The sequence below is a fragment of the Leifsonia sp. 563 genome (genome assembly GCF_040545055.1).
GTDB lineage: Bacteria > Actinomycetota > Actinomycetes > Actinomycetales > Microbacteriaceae > Leifsonia.
Map to the genome: position 1 here is coordinate 1 of NZ_JBEPLE010000008.1, position 11,812 is coordinate 11,812.

8 protein-coding genes are annotated in these 11,812 nt (G+C 72.1%); 5 read left to right on the forward strand and 3 right to left on the reverse strand.

The features are described from left to right. Window positions 1-134: 134 nt before the first annotated feature. Entirely contained in the window at window positions 135-1,727 is a 1,593-nt protein-coding gene (locus ABIC47_RS17890; protein WP_354482666.1) for a S53 family peptidase, read from the reverse strand. Window positions 1,728-1,797: 70 nt separating this feature from the next. Continuing rightward, a complete protein-coding gene (locus ABIC47_RS17895; RefSeq protein ID WP_354482668.1) occupies window positions 1,798-3,411 on the reverse strand; it encodes a dolichyl-phosphate-mannose--protein mannosyltransferase in 1,614 nt (537 codons plus the stop codon). 75 nt (window positions 3,412-3,486) lie between these two features. On the opposite strand from ABIC47_RS17895, the gene rsmI reads away from it, so the two are divergent. The 5 genes from rsmI (at window position 3,487) to ABIC47_RS17920 (ending at window position 8,755) form a co-directional block, all read left to right on the forward strand. Beyond that, entirely contained in the window at window positions 3,487-4,305 is an 819-nt protein-coding gene (gene rsmI, locus ABIC47_RS17900; protein WP_354482670.1) for a 16S rRNA (cytidine(1402)-2'-O)-methyltransferase, read from the forward strand. A gap of 84 nt (window positions 4,306-4,389) precedes the next feature. Further along, on the forward strand, window positions 4,390-5,979 hold the full coding sequence (gene metG, locus ABIC47_RS17905) for a methionine--tRNA ligase (RefSeq protein WP_354482673.1): 1,590 nt from the start codon (window positions 4,390-4,392) through the stop codon (window positions 5,977-5,979). Continuing rightward, window positions 5,976-6,905: a TatD family hydrolase gene (locus ABIC47_RS17910; RefSeq protein ID WP_018191633.1), complete on the forward strand. Its 930-nt coding sequence runs from the start codon at window positions 5,976-5,978 to the stop codon at window positions 6,903-6,905. Before metG ends, ABIC47_RS17910 begins: the two co-directional genes overlap by 4 nt. Further along, a complete protein-coding gene (gene rsmA / locus ABIC47_RS17915; RefSeq protein ID WP_354482676.1) occupies window positions 6,902-7,753 on the forward strand; it encodes a 16S rRNA (adenine(1518)-N(6)/adenine(1519)-N(6))-dimethyltransferase RsmA in 852 nt (283 codons plus the stop codon). Before ABIC47_RS17910 ends, rsmA begins: the two co-directional genes overlap by 4 nt. 66 nt (window positions 7,754-7,819) lie before the next feature. Beyond that, window positions 7,820-8,755 (forward strand): 4-(cytidine 5'-diphospho)-2-C-methyl-D-erythritol kinase, encoded by a 936-nt coding sequence (locus ABIC47_RS17920; protein ID WP_354482678.1) that lies wholly within the window; start codon window positions 7,820-7,822, stop codon window positions 8,753-8,755. 169 nt (window positions 8,756-8,924) lie between these two features. Here ABIC47_RS17920 and ABIC47_RS17925 read toward each other — a convergent pair whose 3' ends face one another. After that, a complete protein-coding gene (locus ABIC47_RS17925; protein WP_354482680.1) occupies window positions 8,925-11,756 on the reverse strand; it encodes a helix-turn-helix transcriptional regulator in 2,832 nt (943 codons plus the stop codon). Window positions 11,757-11,812 lie beyond the last annotated feature (56 nt).

Sequence of the window (11,812 nt, forward strand, 5' to 3'; positions counted from 1 at the left end):
GTGGCGGCGGCCCCGCGCCCCGCGGGGGCCCGCCCCGGCGGGCGGGGGGGGGGGGGGGGCGCGCCCCCCCCCCCCCCCCCCCCCCCCCCCCCCCGGGCCCCCCCCCCCCCCCCCCGGCCGCCTGCCCGGGCCGGTCAGAGCGACGACAGCAGTCGCGTCCCGTCCGGCACGCCCAGACCCGTGCAGGCGTCCCACCCGGCCGTCGCCCGGTAGGCGCCGTTGTCGCCGGTCGTGATGTCGCGGAACCCGTCCGCCACCTTCCCGGCGGGAACCGAGTCGTACAGCCGGGGCTGGAGGAGTCCGAGCGGCTTCCCCGTGGACTGCGCGAGCCGCGCGACGAGCGCCGCCCACAGCGGGGCGACCGCGCTGGTGCCGCCGATCACGGTGTCCTGACCGTCGACGCGGATGCGGTATCCGGTCTGCGGGTCCGCGACCGCCGAGACGTCGGGCACCCCGCGCCCGCCCGGGCCGTTGGCCGAGCCTCCCGCGTCGGTCCCGTCCGCACCCGACGGCACCCCGACTCCCGCCTGCCACGACGGCAGCGGGAACACGGCGCTGACGCCGCCGCCGGTCGCGCCGCCGCCCGTGCCGTTGTTCCACACGATCTCCGAGCGCACCGTGCCGGTCGAGGTGTCCGCCTCGAGCCGCGTGCCGCCGCAGGCGAGCGCGTGCGGCGAGGAGGCGGGGAAGTCGACGTGCGGCCGGCCGTCGCCGACCCGGTCGCTGCTCCCGTCGTCTCCCGCAGCCGCGGTGGTCGTCACACCGAGGGCGGCGGCGTCCTGCAGCGCCTCATCGAACGCCGTGCGCGCCTGCGCCGTCCAGCCGTCCTCCGACTGACCCCAGCTGATGCTGATCGCCGCGGGGGTCGGGTCCGCGTGCGCGGCGGTGGTCACGGCATCCAGGAAGCCGGCGTCGGTGTTGGGCGCGAAGTAGACGACGATCTCGGCCTTCGGGGCCAGCGCGCCGGCCACCTCGATGTCGAGCATGACCTCGCCGTCGGCGCCGTTCGGGTTGCCGTCCGGTGCGTTCGAGCCGCCGTCGACGCCGACCGCGCGCACGCTGGGCGTCGGGATGCCGAGGCCGGCGAAGTAGGTGTCGAGGTCCTCCTGCACGTAGCCGCCGCCGAGTTCGATGATCGCGATGGTCTGCCCGCTCCCGTCGGTGCCGTCGGGGAACGCGTAGACCGTGCCGAGCTGCGGCGGTGTGTAGCTCGTGTTGACCGCGGCCGCGGGGACGTAGCGGTACTGGGCCCGTGCCTGGGGCCGGTCGTCGAGACCGAGGACGGCGGTCACCACTCCGGCGAGCGCGGCCGGGATGCTGAGCCCGCCTGTCCGCTGCCGGTAGACGGTCGCACCCTCGCCCGCGTCTTCGGCGCTCGACTCGGCCAGGTCGGTGCCGAACACCCGCGCGACGGTCTGCACGGGGCCGGAGACGCGGACACGACGCGCGCCCGCATCCACTTCGTCGACGGTCAGCCCGAGCCCTTCGAGCGTGCTGCGGACCAGCTCGACGTCCTGCGGGGACGCGCCGTAGCGTTCCGCGAGCTCGTCGCGGCTCAGCGGCTCGGCGAAGGCGCTCTGCGGGAGTTCGGCGCGGCGGCGCAGGACGAGCGTCGCATCCACCCGGGAGTCGGGCGCGAGGCCGCCGTGCGCGCGGAAGCCGGGACGTTCCGGCCGTTCGCTTCCGGGAAGGGGGACGAGGTCGAGGGGCTGTTCCGCATCGGTCATACCACTCGGTCTACCACCGGCCTCCGACACCGGATAGGGCACCGGATGGAGCGTCCAGCCGACCCATTCGCTACACCCAGCTGGGCAGCCACATGTGGATCTGCCAGAACCAGAACGGCACCTGCTGGCCCGTCCAGATCGGCCAGAAGAACGCGCTCACCAGGGTGCAGGCGGCCAGGAAGACGCCGGTCCAGAGGATGCCGCGGCGCCGTCGCGGCTCCGGATCGGTGCGTTTCCCGAGCACGATCGCGATGGCCGCCGTGAGGGCGAGGATGAGGTACGGCTCGAAGGCGATCGAGTAGAAGGTGAAGATCGTCCGGCCCATGTAGAGCCACCACGGCAGGTAGCCCGCCGCCAGCCCGGTGAGGATGAGGCCGATCCTCCAGTCGCGGTAGCGGATCAGCCAGTACACCAGGAAGAGGATCGCGGCCGTTCCCGCCCACCAGATGAGCGGGTTGCCGAGCGAGGTGATCGCCGCAGAGCAGGAGTCCCACTGGCAGCCGTCCTGCCCCTTCGTCGTTCCGACGTAGTACATGCTCGTCGGCCGCAGCATCAGCGTCCACGTCAGCGGGTTCGACTGGTAGGGGTGCGGGGTGTGCAGGTTGATGCTGTAGTTGTACATCTGCGTCTGGTAGTACCAGAGGTTCTGCACCCAGAGCGGCACCCAGCTGAAGGCGCCCGTCCACTGCGCGTGCGCGGCCTCCGCCCAGTGGCGGTAGTAGCCGTTGCTCGACAGGATCCAGCCCGTCCATGTCGCGACGTAGGCGACGAACGCGAGCGGGACCATCAGCACGAAGGTCGCCGGCGCCTGCTTGAGCAGGGCGCCGCTCGCGTAGAACGGCAGCCTCTCTCGGCGGCGGGCCACCGCATCCACCACGACCGTGTACACGGCGAAGAAGGCGAGGAAGTAGAAACCGGTCCACTTGACCCCGGCGCACAGCCCGCAGAGGATGCCCGCGGCGATCAGCCAGGGACGCCACCACAGCACGGGCCCCCACGCCGGATCGCGACCCGCCGACCGGGCGGCCGCGACCTTGGCAGCCAGCCGATCGGCCGCCCAGCGCCGGTCGAGCAGGATGCAGCAGAACGCCAGCAGCGCGAAGAACATCACGAAGTTGTCGAGGAGCGCGACGCGGCTCATCACGATGGCGTGACCGTCGATCGCGAACAGGAAACCGGCGATCGTGGCGAGCATCGTCGAGCGGAACAGGGTCCGCGCGATGAGGAAGACGAGCAGCACGGCGATCGTCCCGGCGATCGCGGTGGACTCCCGCCAGCCGAACGAGTTCGCCGGGCCGGTGGCCGCCATCCCGAGCCCGATCAGCCACTTGCCGAGGGGTGGATGCGCGACGAACGACGGATCCGCGTCGAAGATCTGCGTCTGGCCCGCGGCGAATCGCGCATCGGCCTTGTCGGGCCAGCTGCCCTCGTAGCCGAGGTTCCAAATGCTCCAGGAGTCCTTCACGTAGAAGGTCTCGTCGAAGACGAGCGCGTGCGGCTGGCCCAGGTTCCACAGCCGCAACACGGCGGCGAGCAGGGTCACCGCGACGGGCGCGCCCCACATCCACAGTCGCAGGCGGGCCGGTGTTCCGAGGACGCGCGCCCACCAGTCGTCGAGGCGCGTGCCGACGGGGACGGCGGCGACGTGCGCGGCCGGGAGGTCGGTCGGAGGAGCAGAGGTCACCCAGCCATGCTAGGGGCGGAGGCTCGGTGTCGCCTTTCGACGGACAGACAACTTTCGACTGCCACACTAGAAGCCATGATCATCCTCGCCGCGACTCCGATCGGCAATCTCGGCGACGCGTCGCGGCGGCTGGTGGAGGTGCTGTCCGCGGCGACGGTGGTCGCGGCGGAGGACACCCGGGTCGCCCAGCGGCTGCTGGCGGGCCTCGGCGTCGAGAACCGCCCGCGGCTGATCGCCCTGCACGACCACAACGAGCGGGATCGGGCGGCGGAGCTCGTGGAGCTGGCGCGCGATCAGGATGTGGTGCTGCTCTCCGACGCCGGGATGCCCACGGTGTCCGACCCCGGATTCCACCTGGTCGAGGCGGCCGCCGCGGCGGGGGTGGGCGTGACGGCGCTGCCCGGGCCGTCGGCCGTGCTGACTGCGCTCGCCGTCTCCGGCCTCCCGACCGACCGCTTCACCTTCGAGGGTTTCCTCCCGCGCAAGCAGGGGGAGCGGCTGTCCACCCTGCGGGCGGTCGCCGCCGAGCCGCGGACCATGGTGTTCTTCGAGTCGCCGAACCGGCTCGCCGCCTCCCTCGGCGACATCGCGACGGCGCTCGGCGCCGACCGGCGCGTCGTCGTCTGCCGCGAGCTGACGAAGCTCTACGAAGAGGTGCGTCGAGGCACCGCGGCGGAACTGGCCGCCTGGGCCGCCGACGGCGTGCGCGGAGAGATCGTCGTCGTCGTCGCCGGCGCTCCGGCGCGGGCGGCCGACCCCGAAGCGGCGGTGCAGCAGGTGCTCGCTCTGGTCGCCTCGGGCACGCGGCTGAAGGATGCGGCGGCCGAGGTCGCCGAGGCGACGGGCCTCGGGAAGCGCGACCTCTACCAGGCCGCCCTCGAACGGCGCCGCTGACGAGTCCGTCCACAGCGCAACCCGTTCTCCACAGGCGGAGTAACACACCGGATCGCGTGCTCCAGCGCCCGTAGGATAGTCACCATGTCCGACGGCTCTTCCTTCTACATCACCACGCCGATCTTCTACGTGAATGATGTCCCGCACATCGGGCATGCCTACACGGAGGTCGCGGCCGACGTCCTCGCCCGCTGGCACCGCCAGGCCGGCGACGACACCTGGCTGCTCACCGGCACCGACGAGCACGGGCAGAAGATCCTGCGCACGGCGACCGCCAACGGCACCACGCCGAAGCAGTGGGCCGACAAGCTGGTCACCGAGGAGTGGCTGCCGCTGCTCGACACCGTCGACATCGCCAACGACGACTTCATCCGCACCACCGACGAGCGGCACGAGGTCAACGTCCAGAAGTTCCTGCAGAAGCTCTACGACGACGGCTATATCTACGCCGGCGAGTACGAGGCGCTGTACTGCGTGGGCTGCGAGGAGTTCAAGCCGCAGAGCGAGATCGTCGACGGCACGGGGGAGTACGAGGGCCAGAAGGTCTGCGCCATCCACTCGAAGCCACTGGAACTGCTGCAGGAGAAGAACTACTTCTTCCGGATGAGCCAGTTCGCCGACCGCCTGCTGTCGCTCTACGAGGAGCGCCCGGACTTCGTGCAGCCCGAGTCGGCCCGCAACGAGGTGGTCAGCTTCGTGCGTCAGGGGCTGAGCGACCTGTCCATCTCGCGCTCGAGCTTCGACTGGGGCATCAAGGTGCCGTGGGACGAGTCCCACGTCGTCTACGTGTGGTTCGACGCGCTGCTCAACTACATCACCGCCGTCGGCTACGGGCAGGACGACGAGGAGTTCGCCCGTCGCTGGCCCGCCAATCATCTGGTCGGCAAAGACATCCTGCGGTTCCACGCGGTCATCTGGCCCGCCATGCTGATGGCAGCCGGCCTCGAGGTGCCGAAGCGCGTGTTCGGTCACGGCTGGCTGCTCGTGGGCGGCGAGAAGATGTCCAAGTCCAAGCTGACGGGCATCGCGCCGACGCAGATCACCGACACGTTCGGCTCAGACGCGTTCCGCTACTACTTCATGCGCGCCATCAACTTCGGGCAGGACGGCTCGTTCAGCTGGGAGGATCTGGCGGCCAGGTATCAGGCCGAGCTCGCCAACGGCTTCGGCAACCTGGCGTCGCGCGTGATCGCGATGGTGACGCGGTACTTCGAGGGCATCGTGCCGCCGGCGGGCGAGTACCAGGAGGTCGACCTGCACGTGCAGGAGGTCGTCCGCACCGCGGCGGCCGACGCCGACGCGGCGATCTCGCGGCTGGCGATCCACGACGCCCTGACGGCGATCTGGCGGATCGTCGACGAGCTCAACGGCTACATCACCGAGCAGGAGCCGTGGACCCTGGCGAAGGATGAGGCCAAGCGCGAGCGACTCGGCACCGTGCTCTACACGGCGGCCGAGGGGCTGCGCTCCCTCGCCGTTCTGCTGTCGCCGGTGATCCCGGTCGCGACCGGAAAGCTGTGGGAGTCGCTCGGCGTCGCCGGCGAACTGGGCGCGCTCGACGCGCAGCCGCTCCGGACGGCGGGCGACTGGGGTCAGCTGCCGGCCGGCACGGAGGTCAATGGTCTCGAGGCGCTGTTCCCGCGGATCGACGCGGAGGCGGTCGCCGCGGTATGACGGACCCGTCGTTCGTCCGGCAGCGGCACGTCACCGACGGCCGCGACCTCAGCTACCCTCCGCTGCCTGAGGCGCTGACCGTTCCCGTCTACGACAACCACACGCACCTCGAGATCGCCGACGGCGAGCAGCCGCTCGACTACCGCGAGCAGCTGGACCGCGCGTCCAGCGTGGGCGTGCGCGGGGTCGTCCAGGTGGGCAACGACGTCGAGACGTCCCGGTGGTCGGCCGAGACGGCCGCCGTCGAGCCGCGGATGCTGGCCGCCGTCGCGCTGCACCCGAACGACGCGCCGGACTACGACGAACGCGGAGAGCTGGATGACGCCCTCGCCGTGATCGCCGAGCTCGCGGGCCGACCCCGGGTCCGCGCCGTCGGCGAGACCGGCCTCGACTTCTTCCGCACGGAGGAGGGGCCTCGGCGTGACGCGCAGTTCCGGTCATTCGAGGCCCACATCGAGATCGCGAAGCAGAACGACATCGCGCTGCAGATCCACGACCGCGACGCGCACGCGGCCGTCGTCGCCACGCTGAAGCGGGTCGGAGCCCCCGAGCGGACCGTGTTCCACTGCTTCTCGGGCGATGTCGAGCTGGCCCGCATCTGCGCCGACAACGGCTGGTACATGTCGTTCGCGGGTAACGTCACTTTCAAGAACGCGCCCAACCTCCGTGCCGCCCTCGAGGCGGCCCCGCGCCACCTGGTGATGGTGGAGACGGACGCCCCCTTCCTCACGCCGATGCCGTTCCGCGGCCGCCCGAATGCGCCGTACCTCATCCCGCACACCCTCCGGGCCATGGCCGAGGTGATGGGAACGGACGCCTCGACCCTCGCCGCGCAGATCAACTCCAACACGGAGCTCGTGTACGGCCGGTGGGACAGCGAGCCCGTCGGACCGCCGCCGACCACTCCCATCGGGATCATCGCGTGACCGAGCTCCGGCTGCTCGGCCCGGCGGAGATCCGCGACCTGGCGGAGCTGCTCGACGTCACCCCGACGAAGAAGCTCGGCCAGAACTTCGTGATCGACGCCAACACCGTCCGTCGGATCGTCCGCGTCGCCGAGGTCCAGGCGGGAGACAGCGTTGTAGAGATCGGCCCCGGGCTCGGATCCCTCACCCTCGGCCTGCTCGAGGCCGGAGCGGACGTGGTGGCCGTCGAGATCGACGGGCGGCTCGCCGCGCAGCTGCCCACGACGGTGGCCCAGCTGGCGCCGGACGCCGCCCCGCACCTGACCGTGGTGCATCGGGATGCCCTGGCCATCACCGAGCTTCCGGTCGACCCCGTGCGCCTGGTCGCGAACCTTCCCTACAACGTCTCGGTCCCGGTGCTCCTCCACTTCCTGGAGCACTTCCCGAGCCTCCGCTCCGGCGTCGTGATGGTGCAGGCCGAGGTCGGGCACCGGATCGCCGCGCAGCCCGGCTCCAAGGTCTATGGCGCCCCGAGCGTGAAGGCCGCCTGGTACGGCACCTGGCGCACCGCCGGTTCCGTCAGCCGGCAGATCTTCTGGCCGGTGCCGAACGTCGACTCGGTCCTCGTCGCCTTCGAGCGGCGTGACGACCCGCCGGGCGACGAGCAGCTCCGCCTCCGCACCTTCGCCCTCGTCGATGCCGCCTTCCAGCAGCGCCGCAAGACGCTCCGCCAGGCCCTCGCCCCGGTCTACGGCGACCCCGCGTCGGCGGAGGCGGCTCTGCTGGCGGCGGCCATCTCTCCGTCCCTCCGCGGCGAGCAGCTCGCCCTGGCCGACTTCGCACGCCTGGCGGCCGCGGGCGCGGAGTAGCGGCGGCGCGAACAGGCGCTCAGGCCGTGCCCAGCATGGGCGTTCCGGTGTGTGTAGGTTGGAGACATGGTGGACGCGTGGGACGTCGACGGCGTGCATGTTCGCGCCCCGGGCAAGATCAACGTGTTCATGCGTGTCGGCGCCGTCATGGAGGACGGCTACCACGACGTCGCGACCGCCTATCAGGCCGTCTCCCTCTACGAGGACGTCCGCGCGTACCACGCCGATGACTTCTCGGTGAGCTTCGGCGGCAGCGTCGACACGAGCGGTCTGCCGCGGGACGAATCCAATCTGGCGATCAAGGCCGCGCGCCTGCTGGCCAAGAGGACCGGTTACTCCAGTGGTGTCCGGCTGGAGATCGACAAGCACGTTCCCATCGCCGGCGGGATGGGCGGAGGCTCGGCGGACGCCGCCGCCACGCTGGTCGCCTGCGACACGCTCTGGGGCACGGAGCTCGGACGGGAAGAACTCCTGACGCTCGCCTCGACGCTGGGCGCTGACGTGCCCTTCGCCCTGGTCGGCGGCACTGCCATCGGCACCGGTCGCGGCGACCGGTTGAGCCCCGCCCTGGCGACGGGCCAGTTCCACTGGGTGCTGGCGCTCCCGGACGGCGAGCTGAGCACACCGCGCGTCTACAGCGAGCTCGACCGGCACCGCGAGCGCCACGCGGCCGACATCGCCCCGGCGCAGGTTACGCCCACCGTCGACTCCGCCGTGCTGCAGGCCCTCCGCGCCGGTGAGCCGGCCATGCTCGCGGAGGCTCTGACGAACGACCTGCAGGCTCCGGCCATCCACCTGGTGCCCGAGATCGCCGACGTGATCGAGCTGGGCGAGATGAACGGGGCTTTGGCCGGAATCGTGTCCGGATCCGGCCCGACCGTCGCCTTCCTGGCGGCCGATCTCGATTCGGCCATCGACCTGCAGATCGCGCTCAGCGCTTCCCGGGTGAGGGCGGTCCGCGCCACCGGGCCGGTGCATGGGGCACGCATCCTCGGCGACTGACTGCGGATACCCGGGGATGCGGATGCCCGAGGATGCCCGGCCACGACACGCGTCGGGTTGAGACGATTCGTCGGAATCTGAAGCGTATCCACGTCCCGGGCCGGGCATCCCAGGTGTTCTCACCCTAACCAGCGCTCGGCCCGCGAACGGTGCCCAGAGCGCGAAACCGTCAAGACTTGACGGGTCTCCTCCGCGACAGCGTGCGGAGGTCGCGGCGCGAGCGCAGTCCGAGCTTCGAGAGGATGTTGCGGACGTGGAAGTTGACGGTCGTCACGGACACGTAGAGGCGCTCCGCGATCTCCTTGTTCGTCATCCCCGCGGCGAGCGCGTGCGCCACCTGCCGCTCCCGCGTCGTGAGCGTCGCGAGCGGGTCGACGGCAGAGGTCGCGACCGCCGTTTCGTCCAGTAGACGTACGCAGCGGGCGAGGTATCCCGCTGCCCCGAGCCTGCGGAAGGTCTCGGCCGCCGCATCCAGCTGCGCCCGCGCCCGCTCTCTGCCGTCGGCCGTGGCGCCCGGCTGCGCGGCGGCGAGCCGTCCGGCGTCCAGGGCAGCCACCGCGCGGGGGAAGGGGAAGCGCTCCGCCCCGGGCTCGGCGACCGCGTCTTCGTAGGCGTCGAGCGCCTCGGCGGTGCGCCCCTCGGCTTCGAGCACCCGCCCCTCGAGCCAGCGCAGAGAGCCGTAGTACGGCCGCCACATCGGCGACGACGCTGCGCGCTCGTACGCCTCGCGCGCCTCCGCCGGCCGCCCCAGGGCCGCGAGGGCGTCGATCCGGTACGTCAGCCAGCCGAGCGTGGAGCCGCGGGAGGCGGCAGCCTCCGCTTGCTCGGCGGCCGCCAGCTGCTCCTCGGGCCGGTCCAGGGCGCGCCCGAGCTCCGCACGCGCGAGATGCGGCAGGTCGCCGTCGTACGATCCGGTGATGCGCGGGTCGGCCTGCGCGGCGGCGCGGAGCCGCTCCTCGACGGCCTCCGCCTCGCCGCGGCCGGCGCGTACCAGCGCGGAGGTCCACAGGGCGATCGGCCAGCAGGACAGGTCGGTCTCGTCGAGCGCGAGCGCGACGGCCGTGTCCGCCAGGGTGACGGAGTCCTCCCATTCGCCGGTGAGGAAGAGGATGTGCGCGTACATCGTGCGTGCGAATCCGGCCGTCCAGCTGGAGGGGAAGCGCCGCACCAGGTCCGCCGCGCGCGCCAGGTCGGCACGTGCGCGCCCGATGTCGCCGCTGAGGATGAAGACGCGTGAGCGGCTGACCAGCGCATCCACCGCTGCGGGTGACTCGTGCCCGACGAGCAGCTCGTCGAGTTCGACGGTGAGCGGACCGAACAGGTCGGGACGACGGGAGTGCGCGGCCGAGTTGATCGCCCAGCCGAGCAGACGCGTCAGGTCGTCCTGGGGCGCGGCCAGCCAGCGGAGGGCCGGATCTGCGACCTCGTTCGGCGCGGGGGAGGCGGCGATGTGCTCCCGTGCGGCGTCGAGGTGGTCGATCACGCCGGCGAAATCGCCCATCGCCATGAGCACCTTCGGGAGCGCCTCGGCCACGTGGGAGCGGAGGGCCCGCTCGTCCGGGGTGAGAGCGGGCCGCCGCTCGAACTCGAGAGCAAGCGCGAGCGCGCCCGGGAGGTCACGCGAGAGGGTCCGCAGTTCCAGCAGGACGGCATCCCGCGTGGGCGACGCCGGGGTCGCCTCGAAGGCGGGCCGGAGGTCCAGGATGCGCTCGTGCATCCGGAACCGCATGGCGATGAGCCCGAGTTCGAGCAGCGCGCGCTCCGCGTCGCTGCCGTCCGCGAGGTCGACGGCCGACCTGGCGTAGCTGAGGGCCTGCTCCGCCTGCCCGAGGTCGGACACCGTGAGCGCGGCGGAGAGCAGCTCGGCGACCAGGGTCGGGTCGGCGCGGTCGGCGGCCTCGACCCGGTGCCGCAGCGCCCGGTGACCGGAGAGCACCTCGGAGGCGACGCGGTGGATGGCGACGCGCCTCTCCAGCGACAGCTCGCCCGCGAGGGCGTCGGCGAGGATGGCGTGCGCCGGCTCGACGCGGACGACACCGTCGCGCGTCTCGGCGAGGACGAGCCCGCGGGCGACCGCACCGGGCACATCCACGTCGATCCCGAGGCGCTGGGCGATGGTGCCGACGACCGGCAGCGGAAGGGGATCGCGGAGCACCGCGATGAGCTCCGCCGCTGCGCGCACGGACGGCTCGGCGCCCTCCAGGGAGGCGGCGATCGCGGTGGCGAGCGGGGTGATCGCGGTGGCCGGGAGGTCCCATCCGGCCGGGTGCAGCGCCTGGGCGAAGGTGTCGCGCAGCTGGCCGAGGAGCACGCTGAGCAGCAGCGGCGACCCTTGCGTCGCCTCGGTCAGACGCGTGGCGGTGCGGCGTGAGACGGGGTGCCCGAGGATGTGGCGGGCGAGCTCCTGCGTGTCGCCGACGGTCAGCGGTGTGAGCTCGACGCGGGCGTGGTTCGTGGTGGTGGAGGCCAGGTCGTCGAACAGGCCGCTGACGCTGTTCGGCTGCGGCCGCGCGGCCGCCGTGAACAGGAACGACTGCTCCGCGAGCCGTCGCACCAGGAAGCGGAGAGCCCGTGCGGACGGCTCGTCCACCCACTGCGCGTCGTCGACGATGAGGCACACCGGCCCGTCGATCGCGTCGATGGCGTCGAGCAGCAGCCGGCCGACCGTCAGCGGGTCGTCGCCGGGCGACGGCGGGCGGATGGCGGCATCCGTTCCCCGCTTCGTGCCGGTCCGCTGGGCGTTGAGGCCGCGGACGAGGGTCTCCACGGTCGCGTAGGCGAGATCGGACTCGAACGAGTCGGCGTGCACCCGGAGCACGGTCCAGCCGTCGAGCCGCTGGGCGACATCGGCGAGCAGCGCCGTCTTGCCCATGCCGGCCTCGCCGGTGACGAGCACCGCCCCGCCGCGCTCCTTGGCGCGGTGCGCGACCAGGAGCATCGTCTCGCGGGCACGGTCCCGTCCGAACAGGGGCCGCTCGTCGGCCCGTTCCTGGTCAGTCACGTGGCGCTCCCGTCCCCGTCGGCCGCGTCGGGTCGGGTTTCGCGACCGATCCTCAG

Coding starts and splice junctions, on each gene's coding strand:
- metG (WP_354482673.1), top strand. CDS start 4,390: ATGTCCGACGGCTCTTCCTTCTACATCACCACGCCGATCTTCTACGTG.
- ABIC47_RS17890 (WP_354482666.1), bottom strand. CDS start 1,727: ATGACCGATGCGGAACAGCCCCTCGACCTCGTCCCCCTTCCCGGAAGC.
- rsmI (WP_354482670.1), top strand. CDS start 3,487: ATGATCATCCTCGCCGCGACTCCGATCGGCAATCTCGGCGACGCGTCG.
- ABIC47_RS17910 (WP_018191633.1), top strand. CDS start 5,976: ATGACGGACCCGTCGTTCGTCCGGCAGCGGCACGTCACCGACGGCCGC.
- ABIC47_RS17920 (WP_354482678.1), top strand. CDS start 7,820: ATGGTGGACGCGTGGGACGTCGACGGCGTGCATGTTCGCGCCCCGGGC.